The following is a 21,704-nucleotide window of genomic DNA, read 5'->3' as shown; positions in this document are numbered from 1 at the left end:
CTTCTTTCGGCTCAGCGGAACTCGAAGATCTCGCGCAGGAAGCCAGGGGCGACCGCGGAAAGCGGGTTCACCTCGAGTCTGGGGTTTTCGACGGCACCGCTTAGCCGGAACGTGATCCCGATCAGGCCGCGGTCGCGTCCGTTGCCGAGGATCTGGCCGATCAGGGGCAGTTCGCCGAAGATGCGATTGACTCCGTAAAGCGGCATAAAAGTTCCGGTCAGATCCATTCTGTCGTTGGGATCATAAAGCATGCCCTGAAAAGTCGAGCCGATGACCGGCCCGCGAACCACGCCCTCGGCGATATTGAGGCTCCCCCTGCCCTTTGCCAATGCGGCCGCCCCGCTTTCAAAGTAGACGCGCGTGGTGTCGACGCGCCCGTTCTCCTTCGTCGCCGCCACGAGCGAGCGCATCTTCGGCTCGTTGACGATCCAGAAGTCGCGTATGTCGATTTGCCCCGCCAGGGCCTCGTTGTTCGCGCCCTGCAACGCAACGCTGAGCTGTCCGCCTTCCATGTGCTCATAGAAATCGAGGAATCGGAACACGGCGCCGGCATTGCTGGAGGAGGCATGGATACCCGTTGTTCCCGGCTGCGATGTCTTGCTGACCTTCAGGCCCCCGTGGGACCGGGTTGCGCCCCCAAGCGTCAACTCGTCCGGCTTCCTGCCGTCGCTGGCATAGGTAAATTCCACTTGGCTCAGGGTCTCTCCGCCGAACCCGCTGACTTGTGCGAGAGAGGCTTTCACGCTCACCGGGGTGGCGTCGCCGTCGCCGTTGCCGGCTCCCGATGTCTGCCGATTGCCAAAGACCTGTTTTATCAATGCGCGTGCATCAAAGGCTGCGCCCTTTACAGAAACGGAATATCCATTGCCGTTTCGCCTGATCGTCGCGGAGAAATCGTCGCCACGGTTGAACCGCGCCTTTTGAAAACTTGCTTCCTGCAGGTGAGGCCCATTCAAGCGAATATGGCCGGCGAGCGAAAAGCTCTCCCCCACGAGCGAGAAGTCGCTGAGTTCGGTCGCCTGCCCATCTCGCTTCAGGTGAAACGTAGCCATGGCGGGAATGCCCGCGCCCTTGCGCCATCCTATCCAGGGCACATCGAGGCGCGCCGAGTCCAGCTTCAAGCTGACCTTCTCACGATTGTCTTTCTCGCGGTCGTAGACAAGGGTGAAAGGGCCGGAGACCAACGTTCCAAGCCCGGGGAAAAGTTTCTCGCGGGAAGTGTCATCCATTTTAAGTTCGACATGGCGCACCTTCTCCACTTGCGCATGACCGAACGGCTCGACGATGTGCAGATCCGCGGGGATTCCATTGAGCTTGGCGCTGGCGCGAAATTCAGCGTGGGTGGGCTCGACCAGCAAGCTGCCCTTGGCATCGGTCACCTGTTGACCCTCGAATGGCTTTGCGACGGAGAGATTCTCATAGTCGAGCGCCACACGCCAATCGAGTTCATCCAAGGCGATCCCTGCCTGAAGCGGGATTTCGGCACTTACATGGCCCGACATCTTGCCTTTCAGGTCGTCCGGCTGGAGATCGTAGAAGCGCGAGGCCGCAATCGGCCTGTATGAGACGAACTCCAATATTGCGGGCGCCTCGCCCGCCACGTTTATCTCCAGATTGCCGATGCGCCGCTGCGTCTTCGATGCGTCGATTGTGAGGGTGCCATCCTTCGCATCGACTGTCCGGCCGCTTGCCATATATACCCGGCCCGAGGAAAGGCCGACTTTCACATCCGTCCCGTGGAATTCGACATATCCATCCGCGTCCCGCACCGGAGGGATCTCGCCGGCGATATTGAAGCGGGTATCGGATAGGGCAAAGCGCCCGAAAACCTCCTTCGGCCCGAGCGGCACACCATTGCCGAGCCGCCCCGGCGGCACTTCAAGGGTCATCCCGCTATCGCGCACGGTGCCGCCGAAGACGTTTTCCAGCGTCCAATTGCGCGCGCCGGGCGCTGCAAACCATGGCCAGAACTGCTTCACATGCGCGGCAGGCATGCTGCTTACTTGAAGATTGAGCTTGATTCCGGGAGACTTCCCCTCGGCAAGAGTAAGCTCGGCGCTCGCATTCAATTCTCCCTCCGCCGAACGCACATCGATTGGATCAGCGGTCAACTGCATCGTCGCTGGATCGAATCGTCCCTGGAGCCGCATGGCAAAGGGCAGCGGAGCCTCCGGTGAATCCGCAGGCGCAAGCACCGAATCGCGCGAGACGAGGTCCATGCGGTAGCCTGCGGCACCGCTGGTCACGGTTTCCGGGCCGAAAGTGCCTTGGAGATTAATGCGCGTCCTGCCTGCCTGGATCTGGGCCTGAAGCACCGAGAAAACGTCGTCGTCCGCGCCCGCGGCGATTCCGACCGAGGCGCGATCCAGAGCAAGCTCATCGTCGCCGAAATCGAGCAATATGCCGTCCGCGGCAACGTCGATGCGCAGGAAACCTCTCTCCTTTCCAACTGGGGCCTTACCGGAAAGCGCGAGATCGAACGCCCCTATGGAGCGCAGAAGGCCTTCCTCTGTCGAGGAAGCTTCCTCCCCCTCCGGTGCGGATATCTTCAATTCGACATTTGAGAGGGTGTTCGTATTGGGGTCGCGATGGGCCCTGCCCTCAAATGTAAGATCGCGCCCGCGATACCGGGCGGCGCCCTCCAGCGCCAGATCCGTGTCGTTGCTGCGCGTGATCTCGAAACTTTCCAGAAGAAGGCCGGGAATCGTCCGGCCGCCGGCCAGAAGGCCCACATTGGAAAGGCTAATGCTGGAGAGACCAGCCCCCCTTGTGATCTCGAATGCACGATCGATCGCGTCGAAAATCGCCGTCCTCAGTTCCTCGGGACCAATGGGCGACGGGCGCGCGAGAAACTCCGTCAGCGTCGGCCCCGTTCCGGCCGACATCTCAGCGGGGGTGAGAAGCGCATCAGCCATTGCCACGCGTGCAAGCTCGATCCGGCCGCTGAGCAGCGGTATGGCCCGCAATCCAAAGCGCAGCGTCTTGAACTCGGCGATCGGCCTTTTGTCGTCAGCCCTGATGATCTCCGCGTCACGGACCTCCAGCGCAAAGAGGCTTGTCCGGCCTAGACCAAGATGTAAGCTGCCAATCGAGACATCCACATCCACGCCGGCCAATCTCTCTATTGCCTGCTCGGCCTGCAGCCGCAGCCGCTCATTGCCGATGGCATCCACGCCCACAGCGTAAAAGACCGTGCCGGCCACGAGGAGAAACACGGCGATGATTGCCGCGGGACGGACCAGCCAGCGCCGAAAAAGCGAGCGGCGACTGCGGCAACCTCTGGGCGGTGGCAGGCAGGCGGAAGGGAACCTCCCCAGGGGGGTTATTTCTTCCCGCCGGAACTGCACTTTCTCGTGCTCACCTGTCTCTTGCGCCACCAAGGTTCCCGTCAAAGTTTATGGACCGATCGCGACGAATCCGCTTCAAACCATTATAGGCATGCTTGGCCCGGATGAGGTCAAGTTTCCGAGGCTGGAAGAATTCAATGCGGGCATAATCAGGGAAGAAGGGTAAGATCATGGCCATCGTCGAAAAAGGAGACATAGCTCCCGATTTTGAGCTGCCGCAGGATGGCGGCCGCACGTTTCGGTTGTCGAGTTTGCGCGGAAAACCGGTGGTTCTCTATTTCTATCCCAAGGACGACACTTCGGGATGCACGGCGCAGGCCATCGAATTCTCGGCCCGGAAGGACGAATTCGAAGCGCTGGGTATTTCCATCGTCGGGCTTTCTCCCGATACCGTGAAGAGCCACGACAAGTTCAAGGCCAAGCACGATATCTCCATCAGCCTTGTCGCTGACCCGGAGAAAAAGGTGGTGCAGGATTATGGCGTGTGGGTGGAGAAGAGCATGTATGGCCGCAAATATATGGGGGTGGAGCGCAGCACCTTCCTGCTCGATGCCGAGGGCCGCATTGCGGAGCTGTGGCGCAAAGTTCAGCTCAAGGGGCATGTGGATGCGGTGCTGAAGGCGGCAAAAGCCCTCCGCGATTCATAGCGTCAGCAGGAGCCCCGCCTCCGCGCGGTAAGGATTTGTTAACCTTAATACTGTCTAGTCGGCGTTCTCGGCAAATCTGCAGCAGGCAGTCGATCCGTGAAGCTGATGACAGGCAATGGGCGCTTCGACGGGCCTGACAATCCTTTAAGTCCCCTCACCATTGTTGTCGCCCGCGGGCAGGATGTTCGGTTTTGGATTGTCAAGCCTTGGATGATCCGCATGTGCGCCACGGCATTGGCCGGGGTGGCCGTTGCGGGCGCCGTTTTGGCTCTTTACCTGCTCGCCCCGAGCACGGGAACGCAAGGCGAGCCCGTGGTGCTTCAAGCTCGCATGCAGCGAGCCTATGAGGAGCGAATTTCCTCACTTCGAGCGGAACTCAACCGCGTCGCCACCCATCAATCCAGCGAGCAGCAGGCCCTGGAGCGCAAGATCATGGAACTGCTCAGCAGGCAAGAGCGGCTGACGGAGCGCCACAGCTGGCTTGGTCCTCTCCTGGAGCGGGCGGAACAGCTGAATGCGTCAAGCAAACCTATTCCTGTGCCCACCCCGCGCCCACAGATAGAAAACCCGGCGGAGAAGAAGGAGGACAATGGCATCGAACATGTGGCCATTGCAGGCAATGCCTTTGCCAGCGTGGCGACGCCAAAGGTGCCTTGGCCTATTCGCAAGGAAAACCCGCTCGACAACTCGAACGAGCTCTTTCAGGCCCTGGATCAATCACTTCAGAATCTTGAGTCAGATCAGGTCGAGCGTGTCGACAGGCTGACCGAAGAGACATACCGGACCATCGAAGCCATTGGCGAAGCCCTCGATGCAGCCGGGATCAGCATTTCAACTCCCGATCAGAAAAACGCCGGCGGTCCGCTTTTGCCCGTCTCGGCCACGCTCCCTTTTGAGGATAAGGCGCGGGAGCTTGATGAGGCGCTTAGCCGTCTTGAAGCGCTAAAGCGCAAGGTCCGCCGCATACCGATCGCTCATCCGGTGCCTGGAGCTCAGGTCACAAGCAGTTTCGGCATGCGCCGAGATCCGCTTCTTGGGCGAACCGCTTATCATGCGGGCATGGATTTCCGGGCGTCCCCCGGCTCGCCCGTCCGCGCGGCTGCTTCCGGCATTGTCGTGGAGGCAGGCTGGAACGGTGGCTACGGGCGCATGGTGGAGGTCGACCACGGCAACGGAATCAGGACGCGCTACGCGCATCTGAGCAACGTGCTGGTGAAGATCGGGGATCGCATCGACAATGGCGGTGTCATCGGTCGCGTCGGCAGCAGCGGACGTTCCACCGGGCCGCATCTCCACTATGAGATCCGCCAGAACCACCGCCCCATAAATCCACGGAAGCTTATTAAGGCTGGCCAACATCTGGCTGAGCTGCTCTGAAACCCGGCCCGGTTCGAGGCGCACAAAAAATCTTCGCCTGAGCGAGCCGCGATGTCGAATCCGGTCCCGGTGATACGTCCTCGGAGGGTGCTGCGCGGATCGTGACGCGCCGTGCAGCACGCGAATGGGGCGTGTCACAGGGAAATTCACATGAGCCATTCTTATCGCTGGGTGATTGTCGGTGCAGGCGCGCTGATGGGATGCGTCGCGATCGGGGCGATGTTCTCATTGGCGATATTCCTTGAGCCCGTCGCCTCCGAAACGCTTTGGTCGCGCGCAGGCATTTCAAGCGCGATGACACTTAATTTCATTGTCATGGGCCTCGGCGGGTTCGCCTGGGGCGCGGCGAGCGATCGCTTTGGAGCGCGCATCGTCGTGCTGACGGGCGCTGTACTTCTGGGTCTTGCTCTGGTCCTGGCCAGTCGCGCAGCCTCGCTCATGGAATTCCAGCTGACCTACGGTATCCTCGTCGGCCTGTCGGCAAGCGCGTTTTTCGCGCCGATGATCAGCGCGACCACCGCGTGGTTCGACAAGAATCGCAGTCTTGCGGTCTCGCTGGTTTCCGCTGGGATGGGCGTGGCGCCGATGACGATCTCGCCGCTGGCGCGCTGGCTCATCTCTGCCTACGACTGGCGCACCGCAATGTTCCTCATCGGCCTTCTCGCCTGGGTTCTGCTGGTCCCGGCCGCCCTTCTCATTCGCCGCCCCCCGCCCTCTGTTCAAGACGCGCACGCCTCCGGCTTCTCGGGCGAAAGTGGCGGCTTTTCCGTCGCACGGGCGCTGCGCTCGCCACAATTTGTTGTGCTCGGTCTCACATTCTTCGCCTGCTGCGCGGCTCATTCAGGTCCAATCTTCCATATGGTGAGCTACGCCATGGTTTGCGGCATAGCCCCCATGGCGGCGGTCAGCATCTACAGCGTCGAGGGGCTTGCAGGTCTCGGAGGGCGGATCCTCTTCGGCGTCCTGGCAGACCGGATCGGCGTGAAGCAGATACTTGTTGCCGGACTGGCGCTACAGGCCGTCGCAATCAGCGCCTATCTTTTCGTGAGCCGGCTTGAGGAATTCTATCTTCTTGCGACGATTTTCGGCGCTGTCTATGGCGGCGTCATGCCCCTTTATGCCGTGCTGGCCCGCGAATATTTCGGACAGCGCATACTGGGAACAGTACTCGGTGCGGCAACGATGCTTTCAAGCATCGGGATGGCGTTCGGGCCGCTGGCCGGCGGCTGGATCTACGATACGTTCCAAAGCTATGCTTGGCTGTTCATCGGTTCGGCCATGGTCGGGCTCGGCGCGGCTGCTGTGGCCCTGGCCTTCCCGCCGCTGCCGCGCCTGAAGGCGCAGCCGGCATGACTTGAAAATCGTGAAATAAAAAACCCCGGGGCGAACCGGGGTTTTTTGGTTTTTCGCAAACGCCTATTCTGCGGCGCTTTCCTTCTTGGCGGCCTTCTTCTTAGGTGCCGCCTTCTTCTTGGTCTCGCCCGCAGCCTTCTTTTCTTCCCCCTCGGCCTCATCCTCGGCCAGGAGTTCGTCGCGGCTGACCTTCTGGTCGGTCACATCGACCTGCGAAAGCAATTGATCGACCACCTTCTCCTCGAAGAGCGGAGCGCGTACCGACGCCAGCGCTTGCGGGTTCTGGCGATAGAAGTCGTAGATCTCCTGCTGTTGCTGGGCGGGATAGCGGCGGATCGTCTCGATGAGCGCCCGCTGCATCTCGTCGTCGGAAACCTGAATACTGGCCTCTTCGCCGATCTGCGCGAGCACCAGGCCCAGGCGAACACGGCGTTCGGCAAGGCGCTGATATTCCTGACGCGCGTCGTCCTCGGTCGTCTCTTCGTCTTCGAAAGTACGGCCGGCAGACTCAAGGTCGCGCGTAACCTGCGACCAAATATTGTTGAACTCCGCCTCGACCAGCTTGGAGGGCGCCTCGAACTTGTAACTCTCGTCCAACGCGTCGAGCAGCTGGCGCTTGGCCTTCTGGCGGGTCATCTGGCCGTACTGGTTCTCGAGCTGGCTGCGGATGATCTCGCGCAGCTTCTCTGCCGACTCGAGCCCAAGCTTCTTGGCCAGTTCGTCGTCGATCACCAGTTCCTCGGCCGCGGCCACCTCTTTCACGGTGACGTCGAATTCAGCTTCCTTGCCAGCCAGATGCTGAGCCCCGTAGGTTTCCGGGAATGTGATCTTGAAGGTTTTCGTGTCGCCAGCCTTGAGGCCGATCAACTCGTCCTCGAAGCCCGGGATGAACTGGCCGTGGCCGATCACGACTTCCGAGTCGTTGGCTGAGCCCCCGTCGAATGGCTCGCCGTCAAGCTTGCCGACATAATCGAGGGTGACCTTGTCGCCCTTCTCGGCTTTTCCCTTCTTCGCCTCATAGGTGCGGACGGAGTCGGCAACGCGCTTCACCTGCTCGTCCACCTCCTCGTCCGGCACGTCATAGACCGGACGCGTGATCTTTATACCGGCGAGATCCTTGATTTCGATCGGCGGGATCACCTCGTAGGAAAGCGAGAATTCGAAATCAGCCGCGCCGGCGAGCACCTTCTCGTCCTCCGTCATGGAGATTTCCGGCTGCATCGCAGGCTTTTCACCGCGGTCGGAGATGATGGTGCGCGAGGAATCGTTGAGGATCTCGTTCACGACCTCGGCCATGAAGGACTTGCCGTACATGCGGCGCAGGTGCTGCAACGGCACCTTGCCAGGCCGGAAGCCCTTCAGCCGCACCTTGTTCTTGGCATCTTCCAGGCGCGCCATGAGGCGGGCTTCCATGTCCTCGGCCGGCACGGTGATCTTGATCTCGCGCTTAAGACCGGAGTTGAGAATCTCGCTAACCTGCATTCATCAAACCTTTATGTTCATTCGTGCCAGCGGCTCCGCGGCACCCGCCGCCAGCCTGCCGAAAATCCGTGTCCAGGGGTGGCCTGGTGCGGGTGGAGGGACTTGAACCCCCACGGCTTTCGCCACCAGAACCTAAATCTGGCGTGTCTACCAATTCCACCACACCCGCTTCGAGGCTGGCGCCCCTCGAAAGCGCGGGGTTCTATATCATCTGGGCTGCGGCTATCAAAGGAAATTTGCCTTCAGGCGGCTTTTTCCTCTGGCGCATTCGGGCTCGCCTTTGGGTCGCCGCTTTCCCGGCATGTTCGGCATTAAGGAAGATGGCGGCGCCCAGCCGCTTCCTGGCGGCTCTGTGGCGGATGTATGGTGCGATGCACAATTTGCAATGCTGCCATGCAACAATCGCACTTCCCCTCGCCCTCGGCCGAGACTATCTAGGGGTCACAAAGGTTGAACGAACCAAGCGAACGAGCAAGAAAATGAACCTGATGCGCACCTATCGTAACTGGCGCCGTTACCGGCAGACGGTTAACGAGCTGAGCCGCCTTTCCAACCGCGAACTCAGCGATCTTGGGATCGCCCGCAGCGACATCCCCTACCTGGCCCGCAAGTCGGTCTAGCACAATTAAGAGTTTCGTCGAGATATCCTCCTCCCGTCTCGACGGATAAACGGCCGGCTTTCTCCTCCTCCCGAAACGCCGGTCGATCAAAACGACACCCGCCGGACCTCCTCCCCCGGCGGGTGTTGTTTTTTGTATTCTCCCCACACAGACTTGCAGGCTTTCTCCCGCGTTGCATTGGCGCGCGGTTCGGCCTATCTCCAGCGCATGACGACAAAACCCATTCATGTCATTGGCGGCGGGCTCGCGGGTTCGGAAGCGGCTTGGCAGGCGGCGGAGGCAGGCGTGCCGGTCATCCTCCACGAAATGCGTCCCGTGCGCGGCACCGACGCCCACAAGACGGACGGCCTGGCGGAGCTTGTCTGCTCCAACTCATTTCGCTCGGACGATGCGCAGACCAACGCCGTCGGACTGCTGCACGCGGAGATGCGCCTGGCAGGTTCGCTCATCATGCGCGCGGGAGATGCCAATCAGGTGCCGGCAGGCGGCGCGCTTGCGGTCGATCGAGACGGCTTCTCGGACGCGGTGACGCAGGCAATCCACGGCCATCCGCTGATCACGGTGGTGCGCGAGGAAGTGGCCGGTCTCCCGCCCTCCGAATGGGATCAGACGATCATCGCTACAGGCCCGCTCACCGCGCCGTCGCTCGCCGAGGCAATCCGCCAGGAGACGGGAGCGGAGGCGCTGGCCTTCTTCGACGCCATCGCACCGATCGTGCATTTCGACACGATCGACATGGACACCTGCTGGTTCCAGTCGCGCTATGACAAGGCTGGCCCCGGCGGCACCGGCAAGGATTATATCAACTGCCCCATGAACAAGGAGCAGTACCAAGCTTTCGTACAGGCGCTCCTCGACGGCGAAAAGACCGCCTTCAAGGAGTGGGAGGGAACGCCCTATTTCGACGGCTGTTTGCCCATCGAGGTAATGGCCGAGCGCGGGCCCGAGACGCTGCGCCATGGCCCGATGAAGCCCATGGGCCTGACAAACGCACACAAGCCGGACGAAAAGGCTTATGCCGTCGTGCAGTTGCGGCAGGACAATGCGCTGGGCACGCTCTACAATATGGTCGGCTTCCAGACGAAGCTGAAATATGCCGAGCAGGTGCGTATTTTCCGCATGATACCCGGACTGGAAAACGCGGAGTTCGCCCGGCTCGGCGGCCTGCACCGCAACACCTATATCAACTCCCCCGCCCTGCTCGACATCACGCTGCAGCTGAAATCACGGCCCGGCCTGCGCTTTGCCGGCCAGATCACCGGTTGCGAGGGCTATGTGGAAAGCGCGGCCATGGGACTCATGGCCGGGCGTTTTGCAGCCGCTGCACGCCTTGGACGGAAGATGATGCCCCCTCCGGCCACCACGGCCTTCGGCTCGCTCATCAGCCACATTACCGGCGGCCATATCCTGTCCGAGGACGAGCCGGGCAAGCGCTCCTTCCAGCCGATGAACGTGAATTTCGGACTTTTCCCGCCGGTCGAACTGCCGAAACCGGAGGGGAAGCGCCTGCGCGGCAAGGAAAAGACGCTTGCAAAGAAGCGCGCGATCACCGCGCGGGCTCTTGCCGATTGCAGCGACTGGCTTGGTGTTCCGACCCGCGCGGCTGCCGAATAAACTCTGTTACCAGTCCTGGGCACGAAGCAGGACGGTGCCCTGCAGATTCTGCAGGCGTGAAGATTCGTCGATATCTGCATAAATGTAGGAAGGCAGGAACAGAATTTGCCGGCCGGCGGATTGCAGGGGAAGCCGGACAGGCTCGTTGGCCGCACTCTCCCTCGCCATTTGCTCGATATCGCTCGCGGAGACGGGAAAGCGCGTTTTTTCCTCGCCCGTCCCAATGACAATGGCATCCGGCTCGAGCGTAAAATCGAGCTTGGATCCCGCAGGCAGCGTGATCGAAACGGCAGCATCAGCTCCCACGGCAAGCATGACATTTTGTGCGATGACATCAAAACCGGTTACGGCGAAGACCGCGGGGTCTGACCCGGAAGCAAATGAGAAGCCCCTCGGCCCCTTGCTCGGTTGCAGCGGATCCAATCCCCATGCCGAGGCGGTCGCCCGATAGCCCTCGCCATCCTTGTAGGACGTGTCTGTGCCTTCCGGCGCCACTCGATCCAGGGCGCGCTGGCCGTTCAGAAATTGCAGCGCAGCCAATGCTTCATCATGGCGCGGGCCTTCCACCGGCGGGTTCTCGACAATGGAAAGAAACCGGGCGGACTGGCTTTGGATGGAAACCCCCACCGCCCCCTGTGGCCCGAAGCCGCCGAGGATAAGCGCCGCGACAGGGACACCAGCGATGACGCGGATGTCACCCCGCAGGCGCGGTACAAGTTGAATGACCAGAATGAGCGCGGTTATCAGCCCGAAAAGCCCCAGAAGGTAGCGTTCCGGCGTCACGCCATAGGTGCTGATCCTTACACCCAGCGCATAAAACAGGAGAACCAGCGGCACCGGCAGGAAAAAGGGCCAGACTCGCAGGAAAAACCGCGTCGGGGTCCGGGCCTGGTCGAAAAACGGATTGATGACCAGAAGCGCGCCGAAGATGCAAAGACCGTAGACAAGCACCAGCCAGCCGATCTGTCCCTCAGGCACCTCGCCTGTCACCACGATCTTCAGGGCGTAGAAGTGCAGGATCAGCGCATAGACGATAAGCAGGGGAGCGGCGATAAAATCGCCCAACGCCCGCATGCCGCGATCCATAAAGCCGGTCATCACCTGATTGGGTTGCTCGTCAAACCGGTCGGGAAACTGTCCCATCGCAAAGACAGGGGCCGCGAAAAGGCCGGTGAAAGCCCAGACATAAGCGTAAAGATCGTCAGGCACTTCAAAGCCGAAGAGAACCGTGAGGCTCGCCATGATGGCCGAGATGCCGCCGGCAAAAAGCAACAGGGTCAACAGGCCCAGGAGCGCCGCGAAGGCGGCATGCGCCGAAAACATCCAGAATGAGCCGCTCGTGCCGCGCCCGATAAATGGTGCAACGAGAACGAGGCCGATCAAGGCGCCCACCAGTGCCCACTCGATCGAGAGGAATGTTTCCGGAAAGGACACCAGAGCTGCGGCAAAGAACCCGGCGGCGAGACCCACCGCGATCCGCGCCACCGCGGAAAGACCGCGAGCCTCCCCAAAAAGGGCCGCCGCAAGTGCCGCAAGCGCCCCGGCCACGAGACCGACGACAAAGACTTCCGACGCCTCTGATTCCGCCACGAAGCGGAAGAGATGGACATCGGCGATCAGCAGTGCCGCCTGGATTGAAGCAGCAGCAAGAAAAAGGGATGGAACCGGGAAGCGCAGAAATGCTGCCCTTAGACCGGTCAGCATCTCTAGGATGACGTACCGCAAGCCGGTTTTTCCGTTCTTGAACTCCGTCAGCGCCGTCATTGTCAATTTCTCCGTTGCAAAAAAACGGTAATGAAAACGCCGCATTGGAGCAAAGGAAGAGTGGCGAAATTGCAGTCTATGCACGCCAGATTTGCACAAGAGGCCGGCTTAAACTCCGCTGGTTGCTCTACCAGCCGCGCATCGCATGCTTCAGAAGAAGCCAGTGCCGGCGCAAAACAGAAAGTGAAGCACTTTCAGACAACGGATCAACCGCCCCCGATTCGATAGGATCCAGATAGGCCTTGGTGAGCGCCAGCGGCAGGTAGGCAGGACGCAAGGAGGCCGGCAGCTCGCCCGCCCCGTTTGTAAATGCGCTGAGATGATGCCGCGCGAGCGCCACCATCGCGGCAATGGCCCGGGCAGAACCGGCGCGGTCCTCGCCGGATATTATGCCGTCGCGCGTGGTGCCAGCCGCCTGCAGAAGGTCGTGGGGAATATAGCATTGCCCCCGGCGCCGATGGATCGGCAACAATCTCAGAAGCCCTGCGATTGCCTGGGCGCAGCCGGCATGACCGGCCAGCGCAGCGGTGCTGCCCGCCGCCTCAGGATCAAGGACGAGGGCCGAAAGCTGGATCAGCGCCGAGGCAGTCTCGCCACAATAGCCTTCCAGATCGGTACGGCTTGGCATCGGATCGTCATAGAGGTCAAAAACCCGTGCTTCGATCATGTTTCGGAACGTCTCGACAGGCAAATGGTGGGCGCGGATCGTATCGAGGAGGGCTGCCGCGACGGGGTGGCCCGCGGCAGCCGCCGGATCTTCCGGGTTTTCCAGCGCATCCTGCCACCATTGCAGGCGAATTTCGCCGGGGAGCGGCTGACTCACCCGTTCACGAACCGCCGCGATCTCGGCATTGAAGGCATAAAGAGCGAAAAGCGCGCCACGCTTTTCAACGGGCGCATAGAGTGTGGCAAGATAGCGGTCCGGATCGGCTTGGCGAACGCGTACGGCCATTTCGGCGCCGGAGGGTGTCATCTTAGTCGACGGCGATCAGCGCCGCCGCTACCGCCCTCTCTTCCGCCAGCAGTACATTGAAGGTGCGGGCGGCAGCCCCGGTCGACATGATCTCGACTGCCATCCCCGTTACCTGCAGCCGCTGGCGCAACCCCTGCGGCAGGGGCTTCAGCGTCTGGCCGGTGCCCACAAGCAGGATCTGGATTTCGCCCGCTTCATCCAAAAGCCGCGCGAAATCCTCTTCTGCGAGCGAGTCCACATCCTTCGCCACCCACCCATAGATGCCGGAGGGCAGGCAGAGCAGCGAGCCGCGATGGGACATATCCGCGAAGCGGAAGCCCCCATTGCCGTAGCCATCTATCGGCGCGCGGCCAGGGAAGTGGGCCGCGCGTATCTCGATTCCCCCCGCCATCAGCGTGACGGAACGTGTGGGGCCGCCTCGGTGTCGGCGGCGGCCGGTTCCGTGTCCACCACCGGGCCGCTCACCGGCCGCAGCTTGAAGAAGATGAGGATCGGCGCGGCGACGAAGATTGAGGAGAAGGTGCCGATAAACACACCGAAAAGCATCGAAGCCACGAAGGAGCGGATCACCTCTCCGCCGAAAATAAACAGGGCAAGAAGCGCCAGGAACGTCGTGACCGAGGTCATCGCCGTGCGTGACAGCATCTCGTTGTCTGATAAATCCAGCAATTGCCCCAGAGGCATCTTCTTGAAGCGCCTGAGATTCTCGCGGACACGGTCATAGATGACGACGGTATCGTTCAGCGAATAACCGACGATCGTGAGGATCGCCGCCACGGTCGAAAGATCGAACTGGAGCTGCGTGATGGTGATGAAGCCGAGCGTCAGGATGATGTCGTTTGCGGTGGCAATGATCGCACCGAGTGCGAACTGCCACTCGAAACGAATCCAGACATAGATCAAAATTCCGGCCATGGCCGCGAGGACACCTATGACCGCCGCCCACGCCAGCTCGCCTGAGACGGTTGGGCCCACCACCTCCGTTCGCCGGATATCGTAGTCCGACGAAACCGCCTGCTGGGCATTGCGGACGAGGATATTGCCGGATTCCTCGCCTGAATCTGGCGCGGCGCCGATCCGGATAAGCGCATCGGTTTCGGTTCCGAAACCTTGCACCTGCGCATCGCCGATCCCCGCCGCTGAAAGCCGCTGTCTTATATCGCTGATATCGGCTTCGCCGGACTTGGCCCGGACCTCAATCAGCGTGCCGCCGGTAAAGTCGATGCCGAAATTCGGCTTGACGATGAAAAGCAGCGCTACTGACGCGATACAGAGCATAAATGAGAAGGCGAAAGCCTGCAGTCGCACCTTCATGAAGGGGATGCGCGTCACTTCCGGCACAAGGCGGATATAGCCGCGCGGCAGTTCCTTCGGGCGGCTGCGGCGCAGCCAAACAGCAACCAGCCAACGGGTCAGCGTGAAGGCGGTGAAGACCGTCGTCACGATGCCGATGGCGAGCGTCACCGCGAACCCGCGCACGGGACCGGAGCCAAGGAAGAACAGGACCACGGCAGCAATCAGCGTCGTGATGTTGGAATCGATAATCGTCGCAAGCGCCTTCCGGAAACCTGAATCGAAGGCTTGGATCACGGTGCGGCCGGCTCGTCGCTCTTCGCGTATGCGCTCGTAAATCAGCACGTTGGAATCGACAGCCATGCCGATCGTGAGGACGATGCCGGCAATGCCCGGCAGTGTCAGCGTCGCGCCAAGCACGGAGAGCACGGCAACAATAAGGGCGATATTGGCGACCAGCGCCACATTCGCGATGAGGCCAAGAAAGCCATAGGCGGCGAACATAAAGACGACGACGAGAATCGAGCCGATGATCGCCGCCATCTTGCCCGCGTCGATGGAATCCTGGCCAAGTCCAGGACCAACGGTCCGCTCCTCGACAATGGTCAGGTCCGCCGGCAGGGCGCCGGCGCGCAGAAGCACCGCAAGGTCGTTCGCGCTCTGGACGGTGAAGCTGCCCGCGATCTGCCCCGTGCCGCCGAGGATGGGCTCGCGGATCTGCGGCGCCGAAATCACATGCCCGTCAAGAACGATCGCGAAAAGCCTGCCGACATTCTCCTGGGTGGCCTGGCCGAACCGCGTCGCGCCCCTGGTATCGAAGCGGAACGTAACGACCGGCTCATTCGTGAGTTGGTCGAAGGACGTCTGGGCATCGACGAGATTCTCGCCGGAAACGATCACCCGGTCCTCGATGAGAAAGGGAACGGGCGGGTTGTCGCGGGTGTACATCACCGTCGTGCCGGCGGGCGGGCGGCCCTGGATCGCCTCCTGCACCGGCACGGACTGGTCGACCATCTGGAAAGTAAGCTTGGCCGTTGTGCCCAGGATATCTTTCAGGCGCTGAGGGTCCTGGAGACCCGGAACCTGGACCAGGATTCGGTCGTCCCCCTGGCGCTGGATGACGGGCTCAGTCGTGCCAAGCTCGTTCACGCGGCGGCTCACGACCTCGATGGACTGCGTGAGCGCGGCGGAAAGACGATACTGAATTCCATCGTCGGTAAGGGTGAGCCGCAACAGGCCGGGCTCCGGCTCAGCCATCTCCAGTTCCTGAATGGAACTGGTGCCAAGCAGCCCGCCCGTCACCGGTTGCAGCAACTCTCCAAGCGCTTGCTTCGCAGCCTCGATCTCGCCTGCGTCGCGAATGCGCACTTGTACGAAACGGCCGGATGAAGAAAGGCCGGTGTAGCCGATACGGCTGTCGCGCAGCACACGCCGCACTTCATCTCGCGTGCTTGTCAAACGCTCGTTGATGAGCTGGTCGCGATTGATCTGCAGAAGGATGTGCGAGCCGCCCTGCAGATCCAGCCCGAGGGTCATCGGGCGCGTGGGAGCCCAGCTCGGCAGCGAGCTCAACCATGACTGCGGAAGCACATTGGGAGCTGCATATGCCAGCCCGAGAGCCACCACGAGCCAGATGAAGAATGTCTGCCAGCGCGAGAAATGTAGCATGTTGTCTCTTGTCGTTCAGGCCGGCCTTTCATGCAGGCCAGCCCCAGAATCCCGCTTGAAGCGGGCTATTTAACGGCCTTTTCGGTCGCCGTCGGTTCACCCTTCACACGTACATCTGCCAGCATTGAGCGCAAGGCTGTCACCTTCGTCCCGCCGAGATCGATCTCAAGCTCGCTGTCATTGATGACCTTGGTCACCTTGCCCACGAGACCGCCGCCTGTGACGACCGTATCTCCCCGACGCACATTGGCGAGCATTTCCGCGCGCTTCTTCATCTGTTGGCGCTGCGGCCGGATAATAAGAAAATACATAATCACAAAGATCAGCACAAAAGGCAGAATGCTGATCAGCATATCCGGTGCTCCCGCCGCCGCTTGAGCATATGCCGGTGTTACAAACATGAACCACTCCTGAGATCAGAGGCTGAGCGTCAGCCCGAGAAAAACTGCGCGGAATATAGATGTTCGGCCCCTGTTTGCAACCGCCTGCAACGGTTGCGCACGTCTTAGACCGTCCCGCATCCGTCAGGACGCACGAAGGACAGGGTAAGTCATTGAATTTACATATCAGGACGATGCGGTGGTGTGCCAGCTTTCAGGGCTCGCATGCAAGCGCATCTGCCGGCCAGCGGCTAGGAGACTCTGCACGGGAGGCATTCCCCGGTTCCGAACGTCAATTAGCCAAGCTCGAATCCTGGACGAGTCCCGCAGCACATCCGGCTTATTTTACTTTCACACCCTCGGTGGCGCTTACTGCCTGCAAGTCGGGACTGATGTACCGAAAACTTGAACCGCGGAAATCCCGGCGTGTGAGCCCTCACATGAGTACAGGGACTGGAGAACGCCAAGCCGCCTCGAAAGCCTGCCGGGAGCTTAGTTGATCTGCGTCCAGGGGCGCTCAGTCATGCCATCGGTGCCTTGGGGCCGATCCCCTTTCTCCCCGTCCTATCGGCAGGTGGAAACAAAGAGGATGCAAACGGAGCGAACGCTGAGAATGGCTGGAACAGCAGGAATGGGGCGGCGGCGAGCGAGAAGCCTCGCCATGCTTCTGGTGGCGGGTATGGCTGCCCTTTTCGCGCAGCAGGAAGAGGCGCGCGCCCAGGCCGGCGTCGGCACTGTAGGCATCCAGCAGGGCATGGTCCCGACGGGCACCATCGGCAGCAACAAGGATTCGTGGAACACCGGCCCGATGCAGTGTCCTTCCGGCACCGTCTTGCGCGGCGTGTACCACGTCGACAAATCGATGTCCGCTCCTAGCGCAAGTACGCACGGCATGACCGTTCAAATCGGCCTTTACTGCGGCGGCCTCATTACTGACGGGACGACCGTCAGCGTGGTGAACCTCAGTCCCGGCTCTACTCCCGATGTGCTGTCGACCAGTTACCCCTTCGCCAATACGGTTCGGTGGGAGGTCTGTCCAGCGAACACGATCGCGCAACAGTTCGGCGGATGGGACCGTGACTGGTCAGGACAATGGGCATGGACGTCCGCGCTCTATATCGTCTGCCGCCCCCTTTATATGAACAGCAATTCGTGGGCGAGGGTAAACGGAACCGCCACCGGCTCGGCTTACCAAGTAGGAGTGATCGAAAGTGCGGCTGGTCAACCGGCGCACGTATTCCGCGGCCTTTTCTGCACGCGCAACGACACAACGCTGGTCTCGGGCCTCCATCTGCAGGGGGGCGGCGAGGGCTGGGACGGCGTGAATGTCTATTGCGCCACTTTGAGGCAGGCGCGGCATTCAGCAGTGCTGACCTTCAGCGATTTTGCATGGGACAAGCAGATCGGCGCCACCGGCTGGCTCGTAAATCTCATGCAGGGGACCACCGTACTCAACAACAACGCGGGCATGTCGGGTGCAAATCGTACGCCCTATGCAACCGCCAGCGCCAACTCCAATGTCTTTCAGGCGCCATATGAGATCTATGTCCTGCCCGCGGGCAATTACCGGGCCGAGGTCAGCCGGCGCCCCAGCGGCATTTCCGCGAACACCTATGTTACCTCCGGAACCTGTACCACTGGCATCACGCTCGGCAACGAACAGGACTCCTCCTGCACGCTGAACGTGAACGGTCTTCCCGACATAGCGGTCGCCATCACACCTCCATCCACGGCTTACAATTTTTACGGCCAAGAGCAGCCGGTCACAGTAACGGCCAGGAACCTGGGGCCGGGCGCCACCGACGGCAATGATGGATTTACTTTGGTCACGACCCTCCCTACCGGCTGGAGGGCGGGCACACTCCCGGCAAACTGCACGGGGAGCAGTGGCAACAGGATTGTCACCTGCGCCCTTAATCCAACCCCGTTGGCAGGCTCCACGTCTCCGGGAGGGGTCGGAGGCTCCATCAGTTTTTCCTTCCCGGTGACTGTGGTTTCTCCGACAGCGGGCGGCACTTATACAGCCTCAGTTTCGCTTGGCCGGAGCGTGCCCGACAATGACAGCGACACCACCAACAACGATTACAACACCGCCAATGACACGGCGGATGGCCTCCTCGTCTTCGATCCAATAGTGCGCATTCGCTACGCGAAGACAACCGTGCCGGGGAACGTGAACCAGAACTTCACCATCAGCGCCGCCAACGGGCTGCCGCAGACGGTGATCAACGCCACGACCGGGTTCAGCACCTATCAAAGGCTAACCAATCCAGCGGCAAGCACCACCTTTACCGAGCAGGCGGTGGCGGGCTGGCGCGGCGCGCGCCTGAGGTGCGTCGCCAATACCGGCAACAGCGGCGTGGTGGCGGGAAATGTCGTCTACGACAACCAGACGCCGAGCGCGGCAGGCTCCACCTTCACCTCGGTCGCGCCGGCCAACACCTTTGTGCTGGGCAACGACTATACCTGCACCTTCACCAATGACCGGACGCGGGTGCGCTATGCAAAGGTAACGCAGCCGGCGAACATCAACCAGAACTTCACCATCAATGCCGCCAACGGTCTGCCTCAGACCGTGATAAATGCCACAACGGGCTTCAGTCCCTATCAGACGCTTACAAACCCGGCGGTGAACACCGTTTTGGTCGAAGTGGCGGTGGCGGGCTGGCGCGGCAGGAGCATGGCCTGCGTGGCCGATACTGGCTGGGGCGGGGAGGTTTCAGGCAGTCAGGCATTCATCAACCCGACTCCTGGCACGGGCGGAACGGACTACAGCTCCACCGTGCCCGCTAATACATTCGTGCCCGGCAATGATTATACCTGCACCTTCACCAATGCGCGCACCCGGGTGCGGCTTGCCAAGGAAACGCAGCCGCCTGGCATCGACCAGGCATTTACAGTCAATGCGACGGCCAGCAACGGGATCGGCACCACGACCATCAATGCCACCGCAGCCGCGAGTTCCTATTGGCCGCTGACCAATGTGGCAGCCATTACCACCCTGGGCGAAGCGCCGGTCACGGGCTGGCGAGGGTTCACTCTCGCATGCCGCGCCGAGACGTCGATCAATGGCGAGACGCAGAACGACGTCGTCTTCAACACCGGGACGCTTGGCGCTGTGAGCACCGCCTATACGCATTCGCTTCCAGCAAACACCTTTGTCGACGGCAACGACTATACCTGCACCTTCACGAATGAGGCGGCGCGGATACGCTATGCGAAGGTGACGCTTCCGCCGAATTTCAACCAGAACTTCACGCTGACGGGCACCAATGGCGTCGGCACGCTGACCATCAACGCCACCACCGGCTTCAGCGCCTATGTCGTGTTGAGCAACACGGCCGCCGCCACCGTCTTGACCGAGGCGGCGGTGGCGGACTGGCAGCCGCTCAAGCTGGAATGCATCGCCACGACGGGCAACAACGGCGTCACGCCGAATGCCATGGTGTTTCCGGCCGCGCCGACGCCGCCCGGCACGGCCGGCCAGCCCTATAGCTGGACCGTGCCGGCGAACACCTTTGTCTATGGCAACAACTACACCTGCACCGCCACCAATGCGCGCACCCGGGTGCGCGTCGGCAAGGTGACGGAGGGCGGCATCGGCCGCTTCACCTTCAACGGCTCGCCCGCCAACGCCAACGGCTTTCCAACCGACGACAGCTATACGGTGGTGACCACGGCGCCGAAAACACTGCAATTCGGCCCGTTCAGGGCCCTTTCCAAGGCCGACACCCTGACCGAGATCGTCGAGACCGTTCCCCTGGCCTGGACGCTGGCCAGCGTCGCCTGCTCGGATTTGAACGCCGGCCAGACCGGCAATCCGATACTGCCGATCATCGGCTATATCACCGACGGCAGGACCCTCATCATCCCGGCGGCCAATGTGAAGCCCGGGGCCGATCTTTCCTGCGTCTTCGCCGACACCTTGACCGGGCTCACGGTCTCCGGCCAAGTCATCCTCGACAATGGCGCCAGCGGCGGGACGGCCTATGACGGAGCCCAAAATGGCGGCGAGCGGGGTTTGCCGGGCGTGCTGCTGCGCCTCACCGACTGCGGCTCGCTTACCTATGGCAGCGATGTCAGCGACGGCGCCGGCAATTTCGCCCTCAACCTCACCGGCGTACCGGCCGACAGCGAGGTGTGTCTCTACCGCGACCCGCTGACCGGCCATGCCGGGGTCAGCCAGCGGCCGGGCACGACCACCAACCCGGTCCTCTCCCCGCCCACCTATGACATGCTGCGCTTCAGGGTCGCCGCCAACACGAACTATACCGGCGTCACCTTCGGCATGATCGCGCTGCCCTCCCTGCTCGAGGACACGGACGAAGTGGTGCTGCCGGGGCAGGCGGTGCTGATCAAGCACAAATACTGGGCCACAACCGTCAGCGAGGTGAACTTCGCGCTGGCCAACATCATCGGCACGCCGGACGCTTCGCTCTTTGATCCCACGCTCCACTTCGACCCCAATTGCGACGGCACGCTGGGCGGTCCTCCTCCGGCCGATTATGCGGTCACCGCGGGCGTCTCGGTCTGCGTCATCGTGCGGGTCTTTGCAAAGGACGCCGCGCCCGCCGGCGCGGAACTGCGATACGACCTCACCGCCACGACCACCCTGGTCGGCAACACCCTGGCAACGCTCGACCCGGCCGTGAACCACGACACGGTGAAGGTCAGCAGTTCGGGCAAGCTCGCGCTCACCAAGCGGGTCCGCAACATTACCGCCGACGGCCCGAACGCCCCCTGGCTTGAAACAAGCAACGGCTCACCGGGAGACATCCTGCAATATCAGGTCATCTTCACCAATCCCGCCGGCGCGGTCGTCACCGACGTGAAGGTGGAGGACGCCACCCCCAGCTTCACGAGCCTTTCCCCGCCGGTCAGCGTTTTCCGCTCCCCCAGCGGCGCGCCCTGTCAGGTCGACGCGCCCCCCAGCGGCGGGACCCCCGGCTACAAGGGCCGGATCGCCTGGAGCTGCAATGGCCCCGTCCAGCCCTATGACCAGGGCGAATTCCGCTTCAGCGTCAAAATCGAAGAGTGAAGACCAGTTCCCCCGTCACTGCTTTGTTATTTCACCATTAATGCAGGAAGCGTGATTGCTGCGTGAACCTTCACCCGATTTCTGCGGATGAAAATACGGCGAGGACAAAGCCGCAAAGACCATCGCGCATTTGAAACCAAGGAGAGCC

13 protein-coding genes and 1 tRNA gene are annotated in these 21,704 nt (G+C 61.5%); 6 read left to right on the top strand and 8 right to left on the bottom strand.

What is annotated here, in order from left to right; translation table 11 throughout:
- Positions 1–11: 11 nt before the first annotated feature.
- Positions 12–3,377 (bottom strand): DUF3971 domain-containing protein, encoded by a 3,366-nt coding sequence (locus GNP00_RS23730; RefSeq protein WP_166016106.1) that lies wholly within the window; start codon positions 3,375–3,377, stop codon positions 12–14.
- A gap of 140 nt (positions 3,378–3,517) precedes the next feature.
- Here GNP00_RS23730 and GNP00_RS13885 point away from each other — a divergent pair, with 140 nt between their 5' ends.
- The 3 genes from GNP00_RS13885 to GNP00_RS13875 all read left to right on the top strand — a co-directional run bounded on the left by GNP00_RS13885 (position 3,518) and on the right by GNP00_RS13875 (position 6,724).
- The gene (locus tag GNP00_RS13885; RefSeq protein ID WP_011581124.1) at positions 3,518–3,994 is read left to right on the top strand and encodes a peroxiredoxin; all 477 of its coding nucleotides are present in this window, start codon (positions 3,518–3,520) and stop codon (positions 3,992–3,994) included.
- Between the two features lie 105 nt (positions 3,995–4,099).
- Positions 4,100–5,371 carry a M23 family metallopeptidase gene (locus GNP00_RS13880; protein WP_011581125.1) on the top strand — a complete coding sequence of 424 codons (1,272 nt, stop codon included), beginning with the start codon at positions 4,100–4,102 and terminating at the stop codon, positions 5,369–5,371.
- A gap of 150 nt (positions 5,372–5,521) precedes the next feature.
- Entirely contained in the window at positions 5,522–6,724 is a 1,203-nt protein-coding gene (locus GNP00_RS13875; protein WP_011581126.1) for an MFS transporter, read from the top strand.
- 63 nt (positions 6,725–6,787) lie between these two features.
- Here the strand turns inward: GNP00_RS13875 and tig are convergent, their stop codons facing one another.
- Positions 6,788–8,206, bottom strand: coding sequence for a trigger factor (gene tig, locus GNP00_RS13870; protein ID WP_166016104.1), 1,419 nt, complete (start codon positions 8,204–8,206; stop codon positions 6,788–6,790).
- Between the two features lie 84 nt (positions 8,207–8,290).
- Positions 8,291–8,375: transfer RNA gene (locus GNP00_RS13865), tRNA-Leu, on the bottom strand.
- A 310-nt stretch (positions 8,376–8,685) separates the two neighbouring features.
- Between GNP00_RS13865 and GNP00_RS13860 the strand changes: the two genes are divergently transcribed.
- Positions 8,686–8,826 (top strand): DUF1127 domain-containing protein, encoded by a 141-nt coding sequence (locus GNP00_RS13860; RefSeq protein WP_011581128.1) that lies wholly within the window; start codon positions 8,686–8,688, stop codon positions 8,824–8,826.
- A 207-nt stretch (positions 8,827–9,033) separates the two neighbouring features.
- Positions 9,034–10,440 carry a methylenetetrahydrofolate--tRNA-(uracil(54)-C(5))-methyltransferase (FADH(2)-oxidizing) TrmFO gene (gene trmFO / locus GNP00_RS13855; RefSeq protein WP_041545383.1) on the top strand — a complete coding sequence of 469 codons (1,407 nt, stop codon included), beginning with the start codon at positions 9,034–9,036 and terminating at the stop codon, positions 10,438–10,440.
- A 6-nt stretch (positions 10,441–10,446) separates the two neighbouring features.
- Here the strand turns inward: trmFO and GNP00_RS13850 are convergent, their stop codons facing one another.
- The 5 genes from GNP00_RS13850 to yajC form a co-directional block, all read right to left on the bottom strand.
- On the bottom strand, positions 10,447–12,204 hold the full coding sequence (locus tag GNP00_RS13850) for a DUF4153 domain-containing protein (protein WP_011581130.1): 1,758 nt from the start codon (positions 12,202–12,204) through the stop codon (positions 10,447–10,449).
- A gap of 127 nt (positions 12,205–12,331) precedes the next feature.
- Positions 12,332–13,156 (bottom strand): phytoene/squalene synthase family protein, encoded by an 825-nt coding sequence (locus GNP00_RS13845; protein WP_011581131.1) that lies wholly within the window; start codon positions 13,154–13,156, stop codon positions 12,332–12,334.
- A gap of 22 nt (positions 13,157–13,178) precedes the next feature.
- Positions 13,179–13,568 carry an Mth938-like domain-containing protein gene (locus GNP00_RS13840; RefSeq protein WP_166016102.1) on the bottom strand — a complete coding sequence of 130 codons (390 nt, stop codon included), beginning with the start codon at positions 13,566–13,568 and terminating at the stop codon, positions 13,179–13,181.
- Complete coding sequence (gene secDF, locus GNP00_RS13835; RefSeq protein ID WP_011581133.1) at positions 13,568–16,138, bottom strand: protein translocase subunit SecDF; 2,571 nt, start codon at positions 16,136–16,138, stop codon at positions 13,568–13,570. The genes GNP00_RS13840 and secDF overlap by 1 nt, the downstream gene beginning before the upstream one ends.
- Before the next feature lie 65 nt (positions 16,139–16,203).
- Positions 16,204–16,539 carry a preprotein translocase subunit YajC gene (yajC, locus tag GNP00_RS13830; RefSeq protein ID WP_011581134.1) on the bottom strand — a complete coding sequence of 112 codons (336 nt, stop codon included), beginning with the start codon at positions 16,537–16,539 and terminating at the stop codon, positions 16,204–16,206.
- 592 nt (positions 16,540–17,131) lie between these two features.
- Here yajC and GNP00_RS13825 point away from each other — a divergent pair.
- Positions 17,132–21,556 carry a prealbumin-like fold domain-containing protein gene (locus tag GNP00_RS13825; RefSeq protein WP_166016100.1) on the top strand — a complete coding sequence of 1,475 codons (4,425 nt, stop codon included), beginning with the start codon at positions 17,132–17,134 and terminating at the stop codon, positions 21,554–21,556.
- The last annotated feature ends 148 nt before the right edge of the window (positions 21,557–21,704 follow it).

This window comes from Chelativorans multitrophicus, from assembly GCF_011317445.1.
Lineage (GTDB): Bacteria > Pseudomonadota > Alphaproteobacteria > Rhizobiales > Rhizobiaceae > Chelativorans > Chelativorans multitrophicus.
Note: the sequence above shows the minus strand (reverse complement) of the source record. Positions and strands in the feature narration are given on the sequence as shown.